Genomic DNA, 21,365 nt, shown 5'->3' on the forward strand with positions numbered 1-21,365 from the left:
CCGAGCCGGGTGCCCGCGTGCCGCCGCGGGCACCCACCACCTAGGTGTAGATCGTCAGCACGCCCAGCGCATCGAGGCGCCCGACGACCTCACGCCTGGCTGCTGAATCCGTCCTTCGTCCAGTTCATGGCGACTCCGCGAGGGATTCCGGGCTAGAGCCCGATCATGGAACGGATGTTGAGATGGTAGATCCGCTCGCGAGCGTCAGGCGAGAGGTCGAGGCTGCCGAGTGCCTTGATGGTCTCCCGGATGTACATAGGCCCTCCTTCCGGGTCGAACGGGCAGTCGGTGGCGAACAGGACGTGGTCGGCGCCGAAGAACTCGAGCCCGCACCGCATCCCGATGGCGGAACCCGACAGCGCGGTGTCGGCGTAGAAACGGCGGAAGTACTCCAGCAGCCCTTTCGGCAATGCCACATCGAGCATGTCGCCCTCCGTCCGGCTGCCGAGCTGGTCGCTCCAGCCCAGGCCGATCCGGCCCTCCAGGTACGGGATCATCGCGCCCATGTGATGGGTGATGATCTTTATGGCGGGATGGCGTTCGAACAGCCCCGAGAAGACCAGCCTGGACATGGCGACACTCGTCTCGTACGGCCAGCCCAGAGCCCACCAGATCTCATAGCGGGAGCTGTCCTCGCTGGCGTAGTCGGCGAAGGCGGCGCCCCGTGCCGGGTGCATCCAGATGGGCAGGTCCCGCCTGGCCATCTCGTCGAAGACGGGCCGGAACGCCGGATCGTCCAGCGGTCGGCCGCTCACGTTGGTGAAGACCTGGACGCCACGCGCGCCGAGGTCGTCGATGGCGTGGGCGAGCTCGGCCATGGCCGCGTCCGGGTTGTTCATCGGCAGGGATGCGACGAAGGCCGGGAAGCGGTCTGGGTACTTCCGGCACAGCTCCAGCATCGACTCGTTGGCCAGCCGCGCCAGCTCCGGTGACGCCGACGGCCCGGCCAGCAGTTCGATCGGCGGCGAGGACAGCGTGAGGATCTGCTGGTAGTCGTCGCCGAACTCGGCCATCATGCGCAGCCGCTCATCGACGTCGTGCAGGGCGGGCAGTTCCAGCCAGCGCTTGAGCGCGCCCGGGTTGACGGCCAGTTCGCGCATGCGGGCGAAGTAGGGGGCGGGCAGGATGTGGCTGTAGGCGTCGATCTTCATTGGTTTCCTCTCGAGGTTTGCGGAACCCAGCCGGTGAGCCTGCGGTCCACGAGCTGGACCACGCCGATGGCGCCCAGGGCCACGGCGATGACGACCAGCAGCACCGCCAGCACGCCCGCGCTGTCGAAGCGCCCTCCGGCCTCGGTGACGATGTGGCCGAGGCCGACCACGGCGATGAACATCTCTCCGTTGATCATTCCGGTGACCGCTCTGCCGACGCCGAGCCGTACGCCCGCCATGATCATGGGCGTCGCGGCGGGGAGCAGGATCCGGAGCAGCACCTGGCGCTCGCTCGCGCCGTAGGAGCGAGCCATCTCCACCAGGTGCTCCGGCACGGACCGGATCGCCGAGGCGGTGTTGACGACGATGACGAACGTCGCGTACATGACCACCACGGCCACGATCGAGCCGCGCCCGTCTCCCAGGAGCGAGAAGAAGATCGGCGCGAAGACGAGCGCGGGCGCGGTGAGCAGGGCGTAGACGTACACGCCGAGCGCGGCCTCGACCTTGGGGTAGCGGCCCATCGCGACCCCCGCGAGCAGGCCCGCGGCCAGGGAGATGGCGAAGCCGAGCAGCAGGTTGAGGAGGCTGTCCACGGCGCTCGGGACGATCTCGCCCGCCGCCGTCATGTCCGCCAGCCGGGCCGCCACGGTGCTCAGCGGAGGGAAGAACGGCACGCCCGCCAGGCGGCCGATCAGCTCCCAGGCGACGGCGCCGGCGGTGAGGCTGATGACGGCCGGCGCGGGCGCCCTCATCGCGCCGCCCGGTGCTCGTCGTGCATGTCGCGCAACCTGTCCCAGAGATAGGCGGTGATCTCGGCGCACTCGCCCGAGCGCGGTCGCTTGAGCGGCACCGGCACGATTTCGGCGATCTGTCCCGGGCGGGCGCTCATCAGCACCACCCGGTCCCCGAGCAGCGCCGCCTCCTCCATGCTGTGGGTGATGAACACGACGGTCAGCCGGCTCTCCTCCCAGATCGACAGGAGTTCCTCCTGCAGCAGCCGCCTGGTCTGCTCGTCGACGGCGCCGAACGGCTCGTCCATCAGCAGCACTCTCGGCTGTACGGCCAGCGCGCGGGCGATGCCCACCCGCTGCTGCATGCCTCCGGACAGCTCGGCGGGACGTTTGGTCTCGAACCCGGCCAGCCCCACCATGGCGATCAGCGCCCGGGCGCGCTCCTCGCGCTCGGCCCTGCCGACGCCGCGCATCTCCAGCCCGAACGCGACGTTGTCCAGTACGGTCGCCCACGGCAGCAGGGCGAAGTTCTGGAAGACCATGCTGCGGTCGGGCCCGGGGCCCAGCACCGGCACGCCGTCCACCCGCACCTCGCCGGAGTCGGCGGGGACGAGTCCCGCGACGATTTTCAGGAGCGTCGTCTTCCCGCAGCCGCTGGGGCCCAGCACCGTGAGGAACTCGTTCTCGGCCACGTCGAGATCGACCTCGCGCAACGCCCGCACCCGGCCGCCGTCCTGGCCGACGAAGCTCTTGTTCAGGCCACGGATCTCTATCATCAGGCGCTCCTTCCGGTGAGCTTGCGTTCCGCCCAGCGAGCCGCGGAGATCAGCAGGAGCGCCTCCGCCAGGATGATCGCGATGGTCGCGTAGAGCTGCGGCGCCTTGAGCAGGCCGCGGTATTCGAGCATCAGCCCGCCGAGGGCGGTGGAGACCATGAGCAGTTCGACGAGCACCATCCCGGTGACCGCGCGGCCGATGCCGAGCCGGATGCCCGTCATGATCGCCGGCAGGGCGCCGGGCAGGAGGATGCGGGTCCAGATCTGCCGTTCGCCCGCGCCGAAGGAGCGCGCCATCTCGATCAGCGACGGGTCGGCCTGCCTGACGCCCGCGCGGCTGTTCACCACCACCATCACGATGGCGAAGACCGCGACGAGGATGACGCGGGCGGCCAGGCCGTACCCGACCGACATCCCGAGCAGCGGGCTGATCGCCGCCATGGGCGTGACGAGCAGGATGTTGAGATAGACGTCCGTGAAGCGCTCGAGCGTCCGGAACCGGCCGAGCACGATGCCCAGCGGCACCCCGACGCCCACGGCGGCGGCGAAGCCGAGCACCAGCGCCTGGTTGCTGGCGTACAGCGCATGCCACAGCTCCGCGCTGCCCAGGAGCACGACGGTCGCCTGGACGGTCTCGGTGAAGGTCGGGATCAGCAGCCCGCCACGCACGCGGGCGTAGACCTCCCAGCTCACCGCGAAGATCGTGAACGTCAGCACTTGGTACCGGGTCATGCCGCGGCCCTGATGAAGGACAGGTCGGTCGCGTCCTTCGCCGTCATCCCGGGCGCGATCACGCCGGCGCGGGCGAAGAAGTCGATGGTGGCCTGGACGTTGCGTTCCGTCAGGCCCGCCGCGTCGAACAGGCCGGCTTCGACGGAGCGTACGGCGACGGCCGCCACGTCATCGCTCTCCTCCTCCGGCAGGTACGCGGCCACCAGGCGCACCAGGTGCCGGGGATCGGCGTTGATCTTGGCGTGCTCGCGCACCAGGGCGGAGACGAAGAGCTGCGCCACGTCCCGGTGCTCGGCGAGGAATCCGGCGTTGGCGTAGACCGTCTGCGGACGCAGGTCGGGCAGGCTCTTGCCGAAGTCGACGACCTGGGCGAAGGCCGAACCGGCCGACCTCTCCAGGGCGACGACGTCGGCCAGTTCCAGCGCCGTGGCGTCGATCTGGCCCGCGACCAGGGCCTGGGCACGCACGTCCGATCCGCCGATGGTCAGGTATTCCGGTTTTCTGCCTCCGGTGCACTGCGTGCGCACCCACTCCTCGGTCATCGCGGTGGCGACCGCGCCCTGGCTGAAGATCCCGAACGGCCGGCCGTTCAGGTCGTCACAGGCGACCCGGGACCTGCCGTAGATCGCCCACTGGTTGCCTATCGCGTCGGCGATGATCCTGATGGGGGCGTCCTGCTCGATGGCGCTCAGCGCGGGGCTGGTCGCCTCGGCGGAGATCGCGTACCTGCCCTCGGCCAGGCCGCCGATGGCCAGCTCGGGCTCGGCGAGTTCCACCACCTCGACCTTGTGGCCGGCCTGTCTGACCACGTCGAGGGCGGCGAGTATCGGCACCGTGGTGATGTCGGGCTCCGTGATGGCGACCGAGAATGTCAGTGTCCCGTCCGGATTGGTCTCGCTCCCCCGAACGCCGCAGGCAGCCAATGCGGACATGGCTGCCAGCGCCGCGAACCTCTTCAGACGCATGTTGCTCCTTGTCACCGGCTAGGCAAACGTCTTCCTTCACTGCAGCATAGGGAGAAGGATCACGTTCGCGTCAAGGACTTTCTTCACATAGGACGTCAGATCCGGCCGCCGACCTCGAGAGATGAAGGCAAACGTTTTCTTCGCTATGCTGGTGGCCGTGAGCTCATTGGTGGAAGTCGCACGAGCGGCCGGAGTCTCGGTGTCCACGGCGTCGCGGGTGCTGGCCGGCTCCAGTCACCCGATCTCGGCCAAGACCCGGGCCAAGGTCATCGCAACCGCGGAGAAACTGGGCTATTCACCCAGCGCCCTCGCCCGTGCGCTGGTGTCCCGGAGCAGCAGGCTCATCGGCGTCCTGGTCAGCGACATCGTCAACCCGTACTTCTCCGTCATCGCCCGGGGCATCGACGACGTCGCCAGCCGGGCCGGATACGTCACCATGCTCTCCAACGTCGACCGGCGCACCAGCACGGAGATCAGCAGGCTGCAGACGATGCGCGACTACCGAGCCGCCGGAGTGATCATCGCGGGCAGCGGCCTCGACGCCGACCCGCTCGCCGCGGACCTGGCCAAGGCCGTACGGCAGGCCAAGGAGCAGGGCATCCAGGCCGTGTCCCTGGCGACCCGCGACATCGACTGCCCGGTCGTCACCGCCGACAACGAGAGAGCCGCCCACGACATCACCGACCACCTCGTCTCGCTCGGCCACCGCAGGATCGCCTTCATCGAAGGACCAGCGGGCATGACCACCAGCCGGCAGCGCCGCGACGGCTTCCTGGCCTGCATGAACGCCGCGAAACTCGGCGACCTGGCCCAGTGCCTGCCCGGCGGCTTCGACTTCGAGGCAGGCCATCTGGCCGCCATGCGGCTCATCGCCCGCCCCCCGCTGCCCGACGCCATCCTCGCGGCCAACGACGAGACCGCGGTCGGCGCGCTCAACGCGCTCAGGCAGGCGAACATCGACGTGCCGGGCGAGATCTCCGTCGCCGGCATGAACGATCTACGGGTCGCCCAGTTCGTCGGACTCACCACGGTGAGCCTTCCGCTGTACGAAATGGGCGCCATGGCCGCGCAGCACGTCATCGACAACCGGCCAGGCGAGGCGACGACCACCTTCCTGAGCCACCGCGTCATTCCCCGCGAGACCACGACACGGCGGACCTAGCCCGGCGGGCGACGACCAGGTGATAGAGCAGCGCCAGGGCCGTGACGACGGCGGCGGGCAGCCCGAGCGCGGCGGGCGCGACGGCGAACCACTCCTGGGCCAGCCCGCCCAGTCCGCCGCCGAGGGCCATTCCGGCGTAGATGGCCGAGGAGTTGAGGCCGAGCAGAACGGGCGCCGCCGCCGGGCTGAGGGCGATGAGCCGGTGCTGCTGGGGGACGACGACGATGCCCAGGGTCACCCCCCAGATCACGGCCCAGATCAGGGTGGAGGCGAGCGTGGCGGTCGCCACCGGGGTCAGGGCCAGGGCGAGGGCGGCGACGAGGAGGGGCACGGTCAGCACCCGCGCGGGCTCGCGCCGGTCGACCAGCCGTCCGGCGACGACGTTCCCGGCCAGGACGCCGATCCCCCAGGCCAGCAGGATGACGGTGAGCAACGAGGCGGAGCCGCCGGTCGCGGGCTGCAGCGCCGGGCCGATGTAGGTGTAGAGGGTGTAGGCGGCCAGGAAGACCAGGGTGGTGACGGCCAGCAGCGCGAGCACCTGACCCTGCTTGAGCGGGCGCAGCCGTTCACCGAGTGAGACGGCGGGCAGGCTCACCCTGGGCAGCCCGACGGCGATGCCGAGGGCCGCGACGAGGCCGACGCCGGCCACGGCCCACAGGGTGACGTGCCAGTCGGTGCTGCCGATCAGCGTGCCGAGGGGAAGACCCAGCGCCGACGCCAGCGTGAGGCCGCCCAGCACGAAGGCCAGCGCCCTGCCCCGGCGTTCCGGAGGCGCGATGGCCGCCGCGGTGCTGGACGCGGCAGAGTTGATCATGCCGGCGCCGATCGCGGTGACGATACGGGCGATCATGACCACCTCGTAGGTGGTGCCCAGGGCGGTGGCGGCGTTCCCTGCCACGAAGATGCCCAGCGCGATCAGCAACGCCGACCGCCTGTCCAGCCCGCTCGTGAGCGTACCCATGATGGGCGCCGACAGGGCGAGCACCAGGGCGAACACCGTCACCAGCTGCCCGGCGGCAGGGGTGGAGACCTGCAGGTCGGTGGCGATGGCGGGCAGAAGGCCGGCGATGACGTAGTTGTCGGTGCCGACGGCGAAGGTCGCCAGGGCCAGGGGAAGAAGTCGTTTCAACACGGCGACACCATACATGGATGCTTGTCCATATATCCATGTATGGATAGGGTAGGACCATGCGTGAGGTGTCACAACCGGCCACCGAGGCCATCCGACTGGTGGAGGTCCTGCGTGCGCTGGCCGATCCGGTGCGGCTGGAACTCGTCCACCGCCTCGACAGGATGGGCGAGGACGTCTGCAACACGATCGGCGGCGACATCGACGTCCACCAGACGACGCTGTCGCACCACTACCGGGTGCTGCGCGAGGCCGGGGTCACGTGGACGACGATCCAGGGCCGCTCAAGGCTCGTACGGCTGCGCCGCGACGACCTCGAAACGCTGTTCCCCGGCCTGCTCGACTCGGTCCTGGGCGCACACCGCCGGACAGCCTCGTGATCAGCCGGGCCGGTTGCCCGTCGGGATCACGATCTTGGTCTGCGCTCCCCTGGTGAGGTAGTACGTGGTCCACTTCTTGACCATCTCGTCGAGAAGCCAGGCGGCGGCCGGCACCAGCGGCAGCCCGATCAGGCCCTCCCGGAAGCGCACCAGCAGCGGCCAGGCGGTCTTGACCACCGGGTCCCACACCGGCTCACGCCGGATGCCGTTCCAGTCGGCCACCTGGTTGCCGGTGAGGTACCTGGCGAACGCGTTGACGAGAGGCTTGTCGATGCCGCCCGGACTGGTCAGCTCCGCGAGCATGTCCCGCAGGATGCCGTTGAGCTCCACGCCCTCCCTGGTCGGCCCCATGTTCCTGGGCAGGACCAGATCCGACTGGGCATAGGAGGAGTCCCAGGTGGCGGGGAGGAACTCGTCCCTGATGCCGAGCATGTGCCCCAGCATCTGGACCGAGTGCAGGTATCCCTCGGCCTCGGCGGAGGAGATCCGTACCTTCCACTCCCGCATCCCGCGCATGGAGTACGTCGCCAGGGTGTGCCACGTGACGAGCATGTCCTCCTGGCTGATCGGGATGGGCCCGGACCAGTGGGGCGACGACTTCAGTAGGTGCCGTACCGCCGCGTGCACCAGCCGGGTCTTCACCGCCTCGACCACGGCCGTGCCGCCGGCGCCCCAGGCGTTCTGGGGCCTGACGGCGTACGCCAGGATGTTCGTCTTGGCGATCCGGTCCTTCAGATCCGCACCGCCCGCGGAGTAGTAGACCGCGCGCGCCTCCTTGGGGATGGCGGTGGCCAGCATCCCGGCGCCGACGATGGTGAGGACGACGATGTAGTTCCCCTTGAGCGCGTGGAAGCGCGCCCCGGCGTCCAGCTTGGCGGGATCGGCCCACGCCGGCAGCTGCCGCGCCCGCTCGATGAAGGCCCGCAGATCCTCCGGCAGCCCCGCGGGAAGGGGCTGGTCGTTGCGGTTCCAGTCATGCAGCAGCCGATTGACCTCGGGTACGGCTCCGCGGTCGAGCAGTGAGGCGAGAAGCGGATCGGCTTCGTCGTCCCACACCCACCGGGGGTCGGCCCCGCTGCCGGAACCCGCGATCGAACCGCTGGCCGGCCAGGTCCAGTCGCCGGAGTCCGCCTGGGCCGGGGCGGCCATCCCTAACGCGCCCAGCGCTCCCAGGGCGGTGCCCGAGATCAGTACCTCGCGCCTGCTCAACTCTGCCATGCTCTGCACTCCTTCGAGGTGGGGGTCCCGGTCAGGACATGCGAGAAAGTCGTGATACTCAGAAACAAATCCTGAATCTGTGTATCATCAGACCATAGTGTGATGAGCATCACAAGGGTGCACTTGAGACAGAACCCCTACAGGAGGTGATCGTGGAGTCTGTGCTGTCCGGATTCATGGCGCCATCGGACTCGGAGTCGCTGCTGGAGCGCGCCTACGTCGAGGCCGTCGAGCGCGTCGACGACAACGACGAGCTACGGACGCGCATCCTTGACGCGGCGTACGAACAGTTCTGCCGCATGGGCATCAGACGCTCAACCATGGAGGACGTCGCCCGGCTGGCGAAGGTGTCCCGGATCACGGTCTACCGGCGCTTCGACACCAAGGACACGCTGGTCGAACACGTGGTGCGCCGGGAGTTCCGCCGCTACTTCGACCAGTTCCTCATCGACATCGAACAGGCCGGCACCGCCGCCGACAGAGTGGTCCTGGGCTTCGTCAGCTCCCTGCGGGCCATCCGCGGCAACCCGCTGATCGGCGGACTCATCTCCGCGGAGCCAGACCTGCTGGTCCCCTCCATGACGGCCGACGGAGGTCAGACCCTCGCCACGGTCCGCCATTTCGTCGCCGGCCAACTCCGCAGCGAGCAACGCGCGGGCAACGTCTCGAGCAGCCTCGACGTCGACGTGGTGGCCGAGATGATGGTGCGGATCTCCACCTCCTTCCTGACGATCCCCAGCGCCGTCATCGACCTGGACGACGACCGGCAACTGGCCGCGGTGGCCCGCCGCTTCCTCGTCCCCATGCTGAATCCACCGGCCTGACGTGATCACAGGCGGCGGCACTGGTCCTCCTTGTTGCCGCCCACCACGTTGCCGCCGCCCCTCGGCGCCGGGTTGTTCTCCTTGCACTGCAGATCGCCCTTGACCGTGTTGCGCTCCACCAGCGCCCGCCCGCGGTTGCCGACGATCTGGATGCTCCCGCCGACCCGGTTGCCGGCCGCCTGGAGCCGGCCGCGGTTGGCGTCGTACTGGAGGTCACCGGTGACCCGCGACGAACGGACCGTCGCCGCCCCGCCCTGCTTGACCTGCACGCTCCCGCCCACCGTGGAACCCCCGGTGACGGTAACGGTCCGCGCGCCTTCGGCCTGGACGTTGCCCGCCACATGCACTCCGCGCGCCACGAGCACCGCGCCCCGCTCCACCGTGACCGTGCCCTTCACCCGCGTACCGGTGAGCGTGCACGTCGCGCCCCGCGGCACCCGGACGTTGTCGAGCTTGCTGGCCCCGATCGCAGCGCGGCACGTCCGCTCCTCCGCCAGCGCGGGCCCGGCCAGCACCCCGGCCCCCAGCCCCAGCCCGAGCACCGACCCCACCAGCACCAGCTTGACCTTGCCCATGTCCGGCCTCCTCATCTCTTCATCGCCGGCCACCAGCCTGGTGGCGGGCGATGAGAGGTAGCTGACATCCCCATGAGAGACCTCTCATAGGGATGCCAGGCTCAGGGGCCGTAGTGCCAGACCACGCCGCTACCGCCGGATGGTGCTGCGCCAACCGCCCAGACGGACCCGGTCCCCAGCTGAACGGCGAGGTCACGAACGGCCGCATTCCGGTTGGACGCCGCCGGAAACATGCCCTGCTCGACCCCGTCCGTGCCGATGTGCAGGAACCCGCTCCCCCCGCCCTTGGCGTCGTAGACGACCCAGGCCCCGCCTCTGCCGTCGGGTTCGGCCTGGGCCCGCGGCTGGATGCCCGGCTCAGCGCGGACCGCGAACGTCCAGCTGCCCGGATATCCGGACAACAGCAGAGTCTCCCCGCAGAAGGAGCGCATACCGGTTCCGCACGGCCAGGCAACCCAGCCGACGGCCATGATCCGGCCGGTCTCACCGTCGACCGCCACATCCGTCAGCTCCGAGATCTGCCCCGGGCGCGCGAACGGAATCCCCGGAAGGGCAACCGCCCGCCACGCCGTACCACTCCAACGAGCCAGAGCCGCCGCGCCCCGCACCGAGCCCGCCGCCCACTTGCCGTCGAGCCCTTTGACCACGATCGGCGTCCGGACCCTGCGCCACACCGACCCGGCCAGGCGCCGCAGCGTGGAGCGCGCCTGCCACCCCGCCTCACCAGCCCGCGGGAAGGCGTTGGAGTCCTCGATGACCCACAGGTTCTCGCCGATGGAGTACGCCCGATCCACCCGGCCGTGCCGCCATGGCCGGACCTGCCAGCGCCTGCCGTCCCAGCGGGCATACCGCGACCCGCCGAACGCCCAGACCCTGGTGTCGGAGGCCGACGCCAGCCGCTTCACCCGGAAGCCCGGCCCGGCGACCCGCTTGAAGGTGGACCGGCCGCCCTTCAACAGCACAGACCGGCCGCGCGTCGATCCGGCAACCCAGACCGCCCCGCCCGGCGTCACCGTCACCGTGTCGTAAGAGTCGCGACGGTCGTTATGGACGACACTCCACTGACCGACCGGCGCCACGGCATGGGCGGCGGCCGGTCCCGTCGCGACCGCAAAGGCGACGAGTGCGGCAGCGCCGCGAAGCAATAAGCCCACAAGGATGAGACGCGCCCTTCGGCGGATAAGTTGCCACGCCAACACCGAATGACGGCCACCTTGCAGTCCACCCGGTACGGCACACGCGCCGTCCTCAGTGCCTTCGCCGTTTCCTCCCAGCTACCGCACTCGGAAAGCGCCCCCTCCAGCCTCTTTCTCGGCTGCTGAGGGCGTTCGCGTAGGCGGTCTTCAGGTCGTCAGCGGTCACATCGACCGCATCCAGATCAGGATTGATCATCGCGCACCCTCGATCGGGCGCGGTGGGGACCGACATGGCGCCAGTTCGTCAACGGGGAAACTCCCACGTGGGACTTCGACACCCCGTGGAGCCGCACCATCCGCGCCAATTCCGCTGATGGTGTGGCCGTTGGCCGAGTCCGCATCCTCGACGACCCGCCCACGCCAGGCCAGCTCAATCTCCTCGCCCACGCGGAGACGGCGCCCTTGGTGAGGACGTGCGGAACATGTGGCGAGGGTGAACCTCTCAGACGCAGACTTCTGGATCTTCGACTCGCACATCGTCGCGCTGTGCCTGCCTCACCGACCCTAGCCAACTGGCCCGGATCAGCACCCCTGGCCTGTGCCACGGCTGGGCCGGCCTGCTGCGCACCTCCCCGCCGCATCGCCGCCACAGCCAACAACCTGGCGTTGATCCGCCGCGTGAACGCCCTCGCCCACGATGCCAACCCGCTACCGCACGTTCGCGAGCCCGGCTTCCTGAACGGGATGGCCGGACTGGCGCTCACGCTGATCAGCACCGCCACCGAACCGACCGCGACGAGTTGGGATGCCTGCCGCCGAGCAACTCGTCCTCACGCACCTGGCACCCACCCAGCTGCACCTCGACACGGCAGGGCTCATCACGTGCGACGGCCCACGACCTGTTCCACGCCGACAGCCGCAACATCTTCCTCCACCGCTCCCACCTCGACGAAGGCCCTGTCAGGCGGCGAGAGCTGTCGGTTCTTTTCTGCATGGCGATGCTGAGAGGTGCCGAACTCGAGAATCGCGGGCTTCGTGCGATCCTGGCTCACCACGCGATCTTCCACTGGAACCGAATCGGGATACCCGCCCCGGTTCAGGCTCACCTGACGCAGGCGGCGCATAGCGTGGTGTTCGCCGACTGAAGCCCCGTCCCTCCCGCCTAAGGCGCCCGGATCGCACGCAAGCGCGATTTCCGCCGTCCCCGCAATCCGCAGTTGGGTCAAGCATCCATGGGGGAGTCGATGATAGGTATGGTGACTTCGGTCCGGTCCGGCTCCGAACTCAGGATCATCTCGGCGGACCACTCCCTCCCCGGGTATTCGGCTCGGGAGTGTCCGAGAGAGATGAGCGTCAGGGCTGTGCTTCCCTGCGGTGGGCAGGGGTAGATGTTCTGCCGCAGATATTGCCGGTGGCTCCTGCTCAGGATCCCTTCCCGGCGAAACTGAGCGACAGGGCCAAGCTGCGTGTCCCTGTCTGCGCGGCCCATCAGGTATCGGAATCCTTGGTCGTCGAATGCCTCGGCGAACCCTCCCCACTTGATGTCGCCTGTGGGCGTGCGCTGGGGAAGGCGGCAGTGCGCCCGTACCTCGATGCCGACGGAGCCAATGAGCAGGCCGGTCACCGTCACGGGATGTCGTGCCGACCTCGCCGTGAGGTGAAGCCGAAGATCCCTTCGCGGGACGCCGATGCTCTTCCAGCCGGCGGGGATGGCGTTCTCCGCGATCAGGTAAAGGACCTCCCCCACCGCAGTCGTGCGGTGATGCGCGAGCACCCACGTCAAGGGAGAGACGGCCGGTTCATCGCCGGCCAGATACTCACTGAGCATGCACATCGGCATCGGGCTCAGAAAACGTCGCAAGGCGGCATGAAGGTCAGGCTGATCCCAGACGGTCCGTAACTGCGCCACCAGGTCGTCGTCACCCGTTTCGATGAGTTCCGGAGTCCAGCCTGCCTGCTCGCCTGCCCGCACCAGATCTACCGATGCGGTGTCGTCAGGGTGCGGCTCACGCCGGAACCTACGGGCAACCTGCTCCCACTCTCGCCGCAGCAGTGCCGAACAGCACGTTGCGGCATGATTCTCGACGGCCCATTCGTCAAGGTCGGCATCACGCGGTAGCTCGCGGAGTTGACCGGCGATGAGTGCCAGCAGCGGGTCGGGCTGCTCCCCGAACCGCATCCCAGGAGGCAGGTGGCGCAACGCCGCGAGATTTCCGAATGTCACACCCGAGAGGATCGGATCTCTTGAGAAGAGCATCACCCCACCTGCCCTTTACTCTTGACGATCAGTTAATTTGCTCCTGGTCGGTCGGGACCCTGAGGACACACTGCACGGTGTTCCAGAGTGTCACGGTTCCGTTCAGACCGGTGATAACGAAGCCGCTGCCGGTCAGGACTTCCTCATGGTTCTCGTACCTGGTCGAAGCCATGAGGGCAACGTCCCCGAACGCGGCGATGCCGCCCGCCGGGTCGCGCCACTTGAGAAGCCCGCCTTTGGGGTAGAGCAGGCCGCCGCCGGCCGGGTTGGTGGCGGGTGGCGTGGCCGCGTTCGGGATGTAGACGACTCCGGCGCCGCCGCCGTAGTTCTTCGTCGCGGTGAGCAGGCTCAAGTTGGGCGCCGTGGCGCGGTCTTCGAGCAGGAGCCCGTGACGCCCTGGGCGGTGTTGCGGATGTGCAGGTCGTCGGTGGAGTCGTTGCGGAGTCCGACCGCCCATCGCTCGCCGGCCTCGGTGGCGAATCCGAGACTGCCGAACTGGGCCGCCCTCCGTGCTGTTGTCGCCTTGGATCGCCCAGCGGCGGTAGGAGTCCTTGCCGCCGATGTTGGTGCCGTCCGTGGACGACAGGTAGATGTGCCGGGCGCGCCTTCGACGATCATGGGGACGCTTCCGGCGATCAGCTTCGCGATAGCTCGGACGTAGACGTCTTGGGCGGCGATGCCGTATCCGTTCGCGACGTTCCATGGCGCGAAGGGGATCTCGAGCGCGCTTTGGAGGGCGCCGGTCTGGTCGGGCACTTCGATGCTGATGCGGTTGTGCCAGGTGGCGCCGGCGGCGCTGGAGAGGAGGTCCAGGCTGCGGCTGGTGGTGCCGTCGCCCACGGTCGCGTTGCCGAGCACCTTGAGGGAGCCAGAACGTCCGTGAGAGCCATGCAGAGGCCCACGGGCAAACGCTCCCGGCCAACGTGCCCTACCGGCTGCCGAAGCGCATCTACCTCTGAGACGCGCCGTGACACCGACTCCAATTCGGCGCGGTCAGCATCGAGCAGGCGTATGAGGTAAGGGCTGAGGGGCATGCGCTTCATGGTGAAGCCTCTATAGCAGGGCATGATGGCCATATGGCCAGGCCACCCGACTCAACCCGGATCTCGCTGCGCCAGCGCCTGATCGCGCGGGCACGCGAGCGCTGGCCTCAGCTCGCCGGCATCACCGTCCGCCACCACGGCGAGTTCGCCTACATCGCCGGCCACCTCCTCGACGGCACCAACCTGCCGCTCTGCCGGCTCCGGTACACCGGATCGGCCACCAGCTGGGGCTTTGCCATCTACCGCGCAAGCCACGACGACTACGAAAAATCTGTCCTGCCCAGCGGCTACCCAACCGGCACACCGCAAGAAGCCCTCGACTGCGCCTGCGGCCTCTACCTCGGTGACACCACAGCCTGGCTCAACCCTCCACCCCCGACGAATTAACGGGCGCGACCACTAGGAAGGACAGCCCGACCGAAAGGAGGCCCTCCAGGGTCGGGGCAACGCCCCGACTGGAGGAACGCGCGGAGCGCCATGCCTGTAAACCCCAGAAAACAGCCTTGCCCCCCACACCCGATGGGCGCAGAGGGCAAGACCATATCTGTGGACCTAATCACCGCCTACTCGAACACCATGTCTCAGGTGATGAAGCTGCGTCAGGCGATCGTCCGTTGAAGCGGACTGGCCACGCTTGACCAATCGGGCCCGGCGAAAGGTCTCTCGGGAAAGCCGTCGGCCAGCCGCTCGTCATGGTCCCCTCTACAAGGCAGACCTCTTGCGCCAGCCTGTCGCTCCGTGAGGTCGCGTCACAGCGATCACGTCCACCAGCCGTTCCAAGCCGGCGAAGTCCTTGAGGTTCACCCTGAACCACGGCAGTTCGTTGCTGGCGGTTGTCGTCCTCGCGCGTACACCACGGCGCAGAACTGCCCGAACATCCGGGCCGCCTCGGCGTCGTACGACACCGGATCGCCGAACGCCGCCTCAGCATGCGGGCGCACCGCGACTCTCCCGGCGCGTTTGACCGCATCATCGGTGGCGTACGGGCAACGCGACAGTTCACCGAGCGTCACAGCCATGATCGCCGACTCCATAGGTAGTCCAGCGGGATCGAAGAACTTGAAGGCGGCCACGATGTTCGTGTCCAGAACACCCCGCTCATGCCGGCCCACAGGCCGGTCCCTCGAACGGATCACACAGCTCATCGTCGATCGCTGCGTCCGGATCAACCCGCACCTCGTACAAGCGCCTTCCCTCACGCAAGCCGCGCGGGACGCTACCGGAGTCGTTGACGAACTGGCGGACGCTCACCTCGGTCGGACGAGATCTCTGAGCATCCATGGTTTGACCAGGAGAATATGCGGTGGGGACACCCACATCCTCGTCCCTGCTGCTTGAGCTCGCCAAGCGTCCCACTACCGATCGAACGGAAGGATCCGGAAGGCCGGGGACCCGGTCAAGGGCTTGATGACGCGGAAGTCTCGCTGGTCGAGAGTGAGGATCGCATCGGTGCGGTAGTCAGCTGCGAGCACCGCGTTCATACAGTCGGCCAGGTCAAGCCGAAGCTGTCCGTACCGGGACCGGATGCCCAGGGCGGCCTCCAGCTTGTCGGCGTCCAGCTCAGGCATTTGGAAGCGCATACGACGCACCTGAGCGACGATGAAGCCGATCAGGACGTCGCGCTCCTTCAGGCCGAACCTCTGCGAGGCAACATGGTCTACCTCGGCCAGCACCAAAGGAGACACGATTACCGTACTGGCCTCCGACAGGACGCGGCGGCAGGCCTCCCGTTCGGAGGAACCCAGCTTGCGATCCACCGAGGCGATCAGTCCGGAAGTGTCGGCGACGACGATCACTTCACGGCCCCATCGACTACGGCCTGGTGAATGACTTCGGAAGTGAGGGGGCTACCGTCGCTGTCGAACTCGGGGAAGTCGAGCGGCTCGTCCCAGACCCTGGTGGACATGGCGGCCAGCTTGATACCACGCCGAATCAGCTCAGCCTCGGAAACACCAAGCCTTTGGGCGTTCTCCTTAATCTGGGCCAGGTCCTCGGGATCGGCATAGACGTTGGTCCGCTGCATCTTCGACATGTACCAAGCATAGTACACATTCATCTGTGCAGGTCACGATCTCACACCAGCGCGGCATGACTCAGCTACCTCGGAGATCTCAAACCATCGAGGACCGTTACAGCCTGCATCGGCTGCCCAGCAGCCGGACTACCACAGTCCCGTCGGACTACGAGGCCCCACCCTGGCCCCCTGGCCGACACACCGGTGGCGTCCGTCAAAGCGGAACAAGCTCACTGCGCCCATGCCTGCCTGAATCCGGATCGACACCGATACTCAGAACCCACGGACACCTAAGCCGCCATTACAGCCCGGCAAACCAGCCACAAGGTCCAAGCGAAGCGAGGCCCACCGATCAAGGGCGGGCTCCAGCGGCGCAACCACCTAGCCGGGCAACGGGTGGGACCCAAGAAGGCAGCCCGACCGAAGGGAGGCCCGATAGGGGTCGGGGCCGCGCCCCGACTGGAGGAACGCGCGGAGCGAAGCGGAGCACAATGCTTGTAAACCCAAGAAAACAGACTTGCCCCCCACGCCCGAAGGGCGCAGAGGGCAAGACCATGCTTTCGTGGAGGTGCCGGGAATCGAACCCGGGTCCTTCAACCCCAAACCAGGACTTCTCCGGGCGCAGCCTGCTTAACGTGTTCTCAGCCCCGGCGCTCACGCAGGCGCGTCGCCGACAGGCTCAGCCACTGTTTGTTTTCCCGCTCTCCCCCGTGGCCGGGTCGAGCGGTGGAGCCCTCTAGCGATGCCAGGTCCTGAGCCGAGGGCGTGCTCAGGCTGACAGAGGTTTCGCTACTTAGGCAGCGAGAGCCAGGGAACCCTGGCTGACCTCGGAGTGCTTCTTATTGGCACTTATTGTTCGCGGTCACAGGATTAACGAGGTTATGTCCGCCGTCCTCGGCCCGCTTCCCCTGCCTTGCAAGGTCAAAGTCGAAACCAGTCACCCCCATGTTCAGTTGTCAACACGCCTCCGCGAGGGAGACGAGCAACAAGCAAGATACATCGATGAACACCACGGACGCCAACTCATATTCCCCCGGACATGCCGAAGCCCCGGGAACGCGGCACAGCGTCACGCGTCCCCGGGGCCGACCGGCAGGGTCAAGCCGGTCCGGACGGCAGGACTTCCCCCGAGATGAAGTCCTGATCATCGCGGCGACTGAGTCCGCAACCCCCCGAGCGGGCCCAATCACTGAGTAAGACGCATCTCACGCCCTTAATGGTTGCTCAGAGTGATAAAAAACTACTGAGGGTTACGAAGGGCCTGGAAGAACCGCCCTGCGGTGGAGGCGGCGTCGGAGTTCTTGGTCAGTACGGCTATCGCCACATCCCCCTGCCAGCCGACGAACCAGCCGAGCTGCTGACCGGGCACGGCGGCGGCGACGCCGTACACCTGGCCGGCGCCCGCCTGGGCGGCGGGTGAGCTGGTGACGCCGGCGCGCATCATCGGGAACAGCGCGCTGCGCACGGCGGGGTCCACGGGGACGGCGGCGGGCGGTTCTGCGGCGGCCTGTTCTGCGGCGGGGTCGGGGCGGTCGGGGCTGGTCACCAGCGACGGCGGGTGCCAGGTGCCGGATTTCACCGCGGCGGCGATCAGGGCCATGGACAGCGGGCTGACCTCGACGCTCTGGCCGGCGATGGCTTTGGCCTTGTCGGCGTCGGTGACGAGGTCGGGCATCTGGCCGTTGAAGGACTTCAGGGGCAGTTGCCAGGTGACGCCGATGCCGTATGCCTGGGCGCTGCGCTTGAGGTCTTCGGGCTTGACGCGGCGGGCCAGCGAGGCCAGGGCGGTGACGCAGCCGTTGGCGAAGTGTTCCTGGAAGGTGGCCACCGGCTGCGTCCGGGTGGCGGTCTGGACGAACCTGGCGCCGCCGACGGTGCGCTCGGATGGGCAGCGGAGCTTCTGAGTCCGCTTCACGCCGGCCTTGAGCAGGGCGTCGGCGGCCACGATCGAGAAGGCGGTGCCCGCCGGGTATGTGCCGCCCAGCGCGTCCTTGACCTGGCTCATGTCCTTGGTGCCGATGGCCAGGATCTCGCCCGTGGACGCCTTGACGGCGACGAGCGTGCCGGCCTGGGTGGGCAGGACGGCGGCGTCGGCGGCCGTCTGGGTGACGGTGTCGATGGTGGTGTGGACGGGGCCGTTGGGGCGGCCAGGCCACTCCTTGAGGACCGCGGCGTCCTCGCCCGTCTTGAGGTCGAGGGTGATCACCTGCGTCTTCGTGGAGCCCGTCAGGTGGTTCTGGTATGCCTTCTGCAGGCCGTTGCGCCCCACGGAGTCGCCGGCGCGCTGCGGGCCGCCGAGCTTGACCTCGGTCTCCGGGGTGAGGGCGCCGACCTTGCCCACGATGTCGCGCGGCGGGGCGGGGTCGACGGGCTGGTCCTGGGGCTCGACCCGGACCCTCGGGCGGATCGCCGCGATCTTGGCCTGGACGTCCAGGTAGCGGTCCTTGCCGAACGTGGCGAGCTGGACGAAGTCGCCCGGCGGAGAGGAGCGGACCCGGCTCAGCAGGCGGTCCTCGGCGAAGCCGGTGATCGTGGCGAGCTGCTTGACCACGCTGGAGGTCTGGTCGCCGAGCTCGGAGGGGGTCACGCCGACGACGTACAGGCGCCCGGGGCGCTGGAGCGCCTCGCCGGTCCGGTCGAGCACCTTCTGCCGCGGCTGGGAGCTGGGTCGTACGGCGAAGCGCTGGCCGTCCTTGAGCTGGGGATGCAGCACCGACTGCGACCAGCGCACCTTCCACAGGCCGTTGACCAGGTGCAGCGGCAGCGTGCTCTCGTACTCCCACAGCGGGCTGTTCTCGCCCAGGTCCACCTCGGCTTTGAACTTGGCCGTGGTGTTGTCGCCCTCGCGCGCGAGCGAGGTGACGCGAAAGCGGAAGGAGGCGGCGTCGAGGTCGAGCTTGGCCGCCTCGAGCGCCTTGCGTACGACGGCGGGGTCGCCGTCGGCGCGGCCGGCGGCCAGCTCGTAGTCCTCCGACTGCCAGCCGACCAGGAAGTCGCGCACGGCGTCGTGCGCCGACGGCTCCGCGAAGCATCCGGTCAGCGTCAGGCTCGCGGCCGTGAGACTCACGGCCGCGGCGAGGGTACGGCGGGCGCGCTTCATCGGTTGCGGTGCCGCAGCGCCCTGGCCATCTCCCGCTTGGCCTGCTGTTCGGCCAGGGACTGGCGTTTGTCCCAGTCCTTCTTGCCGCGGGCGATCCCGATCTCGATCTTGGCCTTGCCGTCCTTGAAGTAGAGCTGCAGCGGCACGATCGTCAGCCCGCCCTCCTTCGTCTTGGCGGCCAGCTTCTCGATCTCCTTGCGGTGCAGGAGCAGCTTGCGCTTGCGGCGGGCGGTGTGGTTGGTCCACGTCCCCTGCGCGTATTCGGGGATGTGGACGTTCATGAGCCACGCTTCGCCGTCGTCGATGCTGGCGTAGCCGTCGACGAGCGAGGCGCGGCCCTCGCGCAGCGACTTCACCTCGGTGCCCTGCAGCACGAGCCCCGCCTCGAAGGTGTCCTCGACGTGGAAGTCGTGCCGGGCACGCTTGTTCTGGGCGATGACCTTCCGCCCGGTCTCACGTGGCATGGTTCGACTGTACCGGCGTTCTCTTACACCCGGAGGTAACGGCGGAGCGTGACGAAGGATGCGAGCACGCAGATGACCACGCCGATGACCATCGTGAGGGAGATGACCGAGGCCACGGAGTCCCAGCCGAGGGCTGCGGGCGAGCCGACGTACTCGGCGAGCTTCTCGAAGATGAAGACCTTGGTCACGATGAGCATGATGGCCGCGAAGACGCCGCCGACCAGGCCGGCGATGACGCCTTCCATGACGAACGGGAGCTGGATGTAGAGGTTCGAGGCGCCGACCAGGCGCATGATGCCGGTTTCCCGCCGTCTGTTGTAGGCCGACAGCCGCACGGTGTTGCCGATCAGCAGGGCGGCGGCCAGGACCAGGACGACCGCGACGACCAGGGCGAAGAACCGCAGCATGTCGAGCATCTCGAAGAACCTGCTGATGAGGTCCTTGTGGTTGATCACCTGGGAGATGCCGGGCTTGCCGCTGAGCGCCTGGATGACCGGCTGGTAGTTGTCGGGGTCGGCCAGCTTCACGCGGAACGACTCGGGCATGTCCTCGACCCGGACCGCCTGGACCAGGACCGGGTTGCCGTTGAAGGCCGCCTTGAAGTTGGCGTAGGCCGCCGCCTGGTTCTCGAAGGCCACGTCCTGGACGCCCGGGATGCCCTTGATCTCGCCCTGGAGCGTCGTGGTCTGCTCGGGCGTCACCGCCTTGCCCTTGCACGAGGGCATCGGGGTGTTCTCGCCGCACAGGAAGACCGAGATCTCGACCTTGTCGTACCAGAAGTTCTTCATCAGGCCGACCTGGTAGTTGATCATCAGGCCGACGCCCAGCATCGCCATGCCGACGGCGACGGTGATGACCACCGCGATGGTCATGGTCAGGTTGCGGCGAAGGCCGATCCAGACCTCGGAGAAGATGAAGTTCGCCCGCATGGTGTGTCTGTAGCTCCCTGTCAGTACGCCTGGCCGTAGACGCCACGCGACTGGTCGCGGACGATCTTGCCGTCCTCAAGTTCCACGACCCGTTTGCGCATGGAGTCCACGATGGCCGCGTCGTGCGTGGCCATGACGACCGTCGTACCGGTCCGGTTGATGCGGTCGAGCACCTTCATGATGCCGATGCTCGTCGCGGGGTCGATGTTGCCCGTCGGCTCATCGGCCAGCAGGATCATGGGCCGGTTGACGAACGCGCGGGCCATGGCGACGCGCTGCTGCTCGCCGCCGGACAGCTCGTCGGGCATGCGGTGCGCCTTGCCTTCGAGACCGACCAGCTCGATGACTTCCGGGACTACCTTGCGGATGAACCGCCGCGGCTTTCCGATGACCTCGAGCGCGAACGCCACGTTCTCGTAGACGTTCTTGTTCGGAAGCAGCCGGAAGTCCTGGAAGACGCAGCCGATACGGCGGCGCAGGTGCGGCACCTTGAAGTTCGACAGCCGGGCCAGATCCTTGCCTGCGACATGGATCGCACCCGAATTGGGCCGCTCTTCCTTGAGGACCAGGCGGAGAAAGGTGGACTTGCCTGATCCCGAGGGACCGACGAGGAACACGAACTCGCCCTTGTCCACGTCGACGGAGACGTGGTCGAGAGCGGGCCGGTTCTGGTTCGCGTAGACCTTGGTGACATTATCGAAATGGATCACGAGAGCATCACGGCATGCCAGTCTAGGGGTCAGGGCGGAAGCAAGGGTGGCACATGCCCACTTCCCG

24 protein-coding genes, 1 other RNA gene and 1 pseudogene are annotated in these 21,365 nt (G+C 67.9%); 5 read left to right on the forward strand and 21 right to left on the reverse strand.

The features are described 5' to 3' along the window. Positions 1 to 152: 152 nt before the first annotated feature. Genes FVE25_RS29705 through FVE25_RS29725 form a run of 5 tightly spaced genes read right to left on the reverse strand, consistent with a single transcriptional unit; the run spans position 153 to position 4,357 of the window. Positions 153 to 1,151, reverse strand: coding sequence for an amidohydrolase family protein (locus FVE25_RS29705; RefSeq protein WP_157250393.1), 999 nt, complete (start codon positions 1,149 to 1,151; stop codon positions 153 to 155). Continuing rightward, the gene (locus FVE25_RS29710; RefSeq protein ID WP_157250394.1) at positions 1,148 to 1,906 is read right to left on the reverse strand and encodes an ABC transporter permease; all 759 of its coding nucleotides are present in this window, start codon (positions 1,904 to 1,906) and stop codon (positions 1,148 to 1,150) included. Before FVE25_RS29710 ends, FVE25_RS29705 begins: the two co-directional genes overlap by 4 nt. After that, positions 1,903 to 2,661, reverse strand: coding sequence for an ABC transporter ATP-binding protein (locus FVE25_RS29715; protein ID WP_157250395.1), 759 nt, complete (start codon positions 2,659 to 2,661; stop codon positions 1,903 to 1,905). The genes FVE25_RS29710 and FVE25_RS29715 overlap by 4 nt, the downstream gene beginning before the upstream one ends. Further along, positions 2,661 to 3,392 (reverse strand): ABC transporter permease, encoded by a 732-nt coding sequence (locus FVE25_RS29720; protein ID WP_157250396.1) that lies wholly within the window; start codon positions 3,390 to 3,392, stop codon positions 2,661 to 2,663. Before FVE25_RS29720 ends, FVE25_RS29715 begins: the two co-directional genes overlap by 1 nt. Continuing rightward, complete coding sequence (locus FVE25_RS29725) at positions 3,389 to 4,357, reverse strand: ABC transporter substrate-binding protein (RefSeq protein ID WP_157250397.1); 969 nt, start codon at positions 4,355 to 4,357, stop codon at positions 3,389 to 3,391. Before FVE25_RS29725 ends, FVE25_RS29720 begins: the two co-directional genes overlap by 4 nt. Positions 4,358 to 4,514: 157 nt before the next feature. Between FVE25_RS29725 and FVE25_RS29730 the strand changes: the two genes are divergently transcribed. Beyond that, positions 4,515 to 5,519 (forward strand): LacI family DNA-binding transcriptional regulator, encoded by a 1,005-nt coding sequence (locus FVE25_RS29730; RefSeq protein WP_157250398.1) that lies wholly within the window; start codon positions 4,515 to 4,517, stop codon positions 5,517 to 5,519. On the opposite strand, the gene FVE25_RS29735 is transcribed toward FVE25_RS29730, so the two are convergent. Continuing rightward, positions 5,485 to 6,651, reverse strand: a complete 1,167-nt coding sequence (locus FVE25_RS29735) for an MFS transporter (RefSeq protein ID WP_157250399.1) — start codon at positions 6,649 to 6,651, stop codon at positions 5,485 to 5,487. The genes FVE25_RS29730 and FVE25_RS29735 overlap by 35 nt on opposite strands. Before the next feature lie 56 nt (positions 6,652 to 6,707). Here FVE25_RS29735 and FVE25_RS29740 point away from each other — a divergent pair, with 56 nt between their 5' ends. Continuing rightward, entirely contained in the window at positions 6,708 to 7,028 is a 321-nt protein-coding gene (locus tag FVE25_RS29740) for an ArsR/SmtB family transcription factor (protein ID WP_157250400.1), read from the forward strand. On the opposite strand, the gene FVE25_RS29745 is transcribed toward FVE25_RS29740, so the two are convergent. Next, the gene (locus FVE25_RS29745; protein ID WP_157250401.1) at positions 7,029 to 8,246 is read right to left on the reverse strand and encodes an oxygenase MpaB family protein; all 1,218 of its coding nucleotides are present in this window, start codon (positions 8,244 to 8,246) and stop codon (positions 7,029 to 7,031) included. Between the two features lie 152 nt (positions 8,247 to 8,398). Here FVE25_RS29745 and FVE25_RS29750 point away from each other — a divergent pair, with 152 nt between their 5' ends. Then, complete coding sequence (locus FVE25_RS29750; protein ID WP_425489513.1) at positions 8,399 to 9,070, forward strand: TetR/AcrR family transcriptional regulator; 672 nt, start codon at positions 8,399 to 8,401, stop codon at positions 9,068 to 9,070. A gap of 5 nt (positions 9,071 to 9,075) precedes the next feature. Here FVE25_RS29750 and FVE25_RS29755 read toward each other — a convergent pair whose 3' ends face one another. Both FVE25_RS29755 and FVE25_RS29760 read right to left on the reverse strand, forming a co-directional pair. Then, positions 9,076 to 9,645, reverse strand: coding sequence for a hypothetical protein (locus FVE25_RS29755; RefSeq protein WP_157250402.1), 570 nt, complete (start codon positions 9,643 to 9,645; stop codon positions 9,076 to 9,078). 101 nt (positions 9,646 to 9,746) lie between these two features. Then, on the reverse strand, positions 9,747 to 10,601 hold the full coding sequence (locus FVE25_RS29760) for a hypothetical protein (protein ID WP_157250403.1): 855 nt from the start codon (positions 10,599 to 10,601) through the stop codon (positions 9,747 to 9,749). Between the two features lie 477 nt (positions 10,602 to 11,078). Between FVE25_RS29760 and FVE25_RS57100 the strand changes: the two are divergent. After that, a pseudogene (locus tag FVE25_RS57100) lies at positions 11,079 to 11,219 on the forward strand (DUF6879 family protein); the annotation flags it as partial. A 440-nt stretch (positions 11,220 to 11,659) separates the two neighbouring features. Here FVE25_RS57100 and FVE25_RS29765 read toward each other — a convergent pair. The 4 genes from FVE25_RS29765 to FVE25_RS29780 all read right to left on the reverse strand — a co-directional run bounded on the left by FVE25_RS29765 (position 11,660) and on the right by FVE25_RS29780 (position 13,896). Next, positions 11,660 to 11,905 carry a hypothetical protein gene (locus FVE25_RS29765; protein WP_157250404.1) on the reverse strand — a complete coding sequence of 82 codons (246 nt, stop codon included), beginning with the start codon at positions 11,903 to 11,905 and terminating at the stop codon, positions 11,660 to 11,662. A gap of 98 nt (positions 11,906 to 12,003) precedes the next feature. Further along, positions 12,004 to 13,038, reverse strand: a complete 1,035-nt coding sequence (locus FVE25_RS29770; RefSeq protein WP_157250405.1) for a hypothetical protein — start codon at positions 13,036 to 13,038, stop codon at positions 12,004 to 12,006. A gap of 28 nt (positions 13,039 to 13,066) precedes the next feature. After that, a complete protein-coding gene (locus FVE25_RS29775; protein WP_157250406.1) occupies positions 13,067 to 13,390 on the reverse strand; it encodes a hypothetical protein in 324 nt (107 codons plus the stop codon). Then, positions 13,387 to 13,896 carry a hypothetical protein gene (locus tag FVE25_RS29780; RefSeq protein WP_157250407.1) on the reverse strand — a complete coding sequence of 170 codons (510 nt, stop codon included), beginning with the start codon at positions 13,894 to 13,896 and terminating at the stop codon, positions 13,387 to 13,389. Before FVE25_RS29780 ends, FVE25_RS29775 begins: the two co-directional genes overlap by 4 nt. 218 nt (positions 13,897 to 14,114) lie before the next feature. Here FVE25_RS29780 and FVE25_RS29785 point away from each other — a divergent pair, with 218 nt between their 5' ends. Further along, complete coding sequence (locus FVE25_RS29785; RefSeq protein ID WP_157250408.1) at positions 14,115 to 14,468, forward strand: hypothetical protein; 354 nt, start codon at positions 14,115 to 14,117, stop codon at positions 14,466 to 14,468. A gap of 413 nt (positions 14,469 to 14,881) precedes the next feature. Here the strand turns inward: FVE25_RS29785 and FVE25_RS29790 are convergent, their stop codons facing one another. From FVE25_RS29790 to ftsE, 8 genes are all read right to left on the reverse strand, one after another. Continuing rightward, a complete protein-coding gene (locus FVE25_RS29790; RefSeq protein WP_219825703.1) occupies positions 14,882 to 15,193 on the reverse strand; it encodes a PIN domain-containing protein in 312 nt (103 codons plus the stop codon). A gap of 243 nt (positions 15,194 to 15,436) precedes the next feature. Further along, positions 15,437 to 15,877 (reverse strand): PIN domain-containing protein, encoded by a 441-nt coding sequence (locus FVE25_RS29795; protein ID WP_157250409.1) that lies wholly within the window; start codon positions 15,875 to 15,877, stop codon positions 15,437 to 15,439. Beyond that, positions 15,874 to 16,113 (reverse strand): ribbon-helix-helix protein, CopG family, encoded by a 240-nt coding sequence (locus FVE25_RS29800; RefSeq protein ID WP_246267634.1) that lies wholly within the window; start codon positions 16,111 to 16,113, stop codon positions 15,874 to 15,876. The genes FVE25_RS29795 and FVE25_RS29800 overlap by 4 nt, the downstream gene beginning before the upstream one ends. Before the next feature lie 542 nt (positions 16,114 to 16,655). Next, positions 16,656 to 17,040, reverse strand: a transfer-messenger RNA (tmRNA) gene (ssrA, locus tag FVE25_RS29805). Between the two features lie 295 nt (positions 17,041 to 17,335). Further along, on the reverse strand, positions 17,336 to 19,162 hold the full coding sequence (locus FVE25_RS29810; protein WP_246267636.1) for a penicillin-binding transpeptidase domain-containing protein: 1,827 nt from the start codon (positions 19,160 to 19,162) through the stop codon (positions 17,336 to 17,338). Between the two features lie 29 nt (positions 19,163 to 19,191). After that, positions 19,192 to 19,659 (reverse strand): SsrA-binding protein SmpB, encoded by a 468-nt coding sequence (smpB, locus tag FVE25_RS29815; protein WP_157250411.1) that lies wholly within the window; start codon positions 19,657 to 19,659, stop codon positions 19,192 to 19,194. A gap of 23 nt (positions 19,660 to 19,682) precedes the next feature. After that, the gene (gene ftsX, locus FVE25_RS29820; RefSeq protein WP_157250412.1) at positions 19,683 to 20,588 is read right to left on the reverse strand and encodes a permease-like cell division protein FtsX; all 906 of its coding nucleotides are present in this window, start codon (positions 20,586 to 20,588) and stop codon (positions 19,683 to 19,685) included. 20 nt (positions 20,589 to 20,608) lie between these two features. Next, positions 20,609 to 21,298 (reverse strand): cell division ATP-binding protein FtsE, encoded by a 690-nt coding sequence (gene ftsE / locus FVE25_RS29825; RefSeq protein WP_020541427.1) that lies wholly within the window; start codon positions 21,296 to 21,298, stop codon positions 20,609 to 20,611. Positions 21,299 to 21,365: the final 67 nt, after the last annotated feature.

Source organism: Nonomuraea typhae, from assembly GCF_009760925.1.
GTDB classification, from domain to species: Bacteria; Actinomycetota; Actinomycetes; order Streptosporangiales; family Streptosporangiaceae; genus Nonomuraea; species Nonomuraea typhae.

Coding starts and splice junctions, on each gene's coding strand:
- FVE25_RS29785 (WP_157250408.1), top strand. CDS start 14,115: ATGGCCAGGCCACCCGACTCAACCCGGATCTCGCTGCGCCAGCGCCTG.
- ftsX (WP_157250412.1), bottom strand. CDS start 20,588: ATGCGGGCGAACTTCATCTTCTCCGAGGTCTGGATCGGCCTTCGCCGC.
- FVE25_RS29770 (WP_157250405.1), bottom strand. CDS start 13,038: ATGCTCTTCTCAAGAGATCCGATCCTCTCGGGTGTGACATTCGGAAAT.
- smpB (WP_157250411.1), bottom strand. CDS start 19,659: ATGCCACGTGAGACCGGGCGGAAGGTCATCGCCCAGAACAAGCGTGCC.
- FVE25_RS29720 (WP_157250396.1), bottom strand. CDS start 3,392: ATGACCCGGTACCAAGTGCTGACGTTCACGATCTTCGCGGTGAGCTGG.
- FVE25_RS29725 (WP_157250397.1), bottom strand. CDS start 4,357: ATGCGTCTGAAGAGGTTCGCGGCGCTGGCAGCCATGTCCGCATTGGCT.
- FVE25_RS29755 (WP_157250402.1), bottom strand. CDS start 9,645: ATGGGCAAGGTCAAGCTGGTGCTGGTGGGGTCGGTGCTCGGGCTGGGG.
- FVE25_RS29705 (WP_157250393.1), bottom strand. CDS start 1,151: ATGAAGATCGACGCCTACAGCCACATCCTGCCCGCCCCCTACTTCGCC.
- FVE25_RS29765 (WP_157250404.1), bottom strand. CDS start 11,905: ATGCGCCGCCTGCGTCAGGTGAGCCTGAACCGGGGCGGGTATCCCGAT.
- FVE25_RS29710 (WP_157250394.1), bottom strand. CDS start 1,906: ATGAGGGCGCCCGCGCCGGCCGTCATCAGCCTCACCGCCGGCGCCGTC.
- FVE25_RS29800 (WP_246267634.1), bottom strand. CDS start 16,113: ATGTCGAAGATGCAGCGGACCAACGTCTATGCCGATCCCGAGGACCTG.
- FVE25_RS29740 (WP_157250400.1), top strand. CDS start 6,708: ATGCGTGAGGTGTCACAACCGGCCACCGAGGCCATCCGACTGGTGGAG.
- FVE25_RS29745 (WP_157250401.1), bottom strand. CDS start 8,246: ATGGCAGAGTTGAGCAGGCGCGAGGTACTGATCTCGGGCACCGCCCTG.
- FVE25_RS29715 (WP_157250395.1), bottom strand. CDS start 2,661: ATGATAGAGATCCGTGGCCTGAACAAGAGCTTCGTCGGCCAGGACGGC.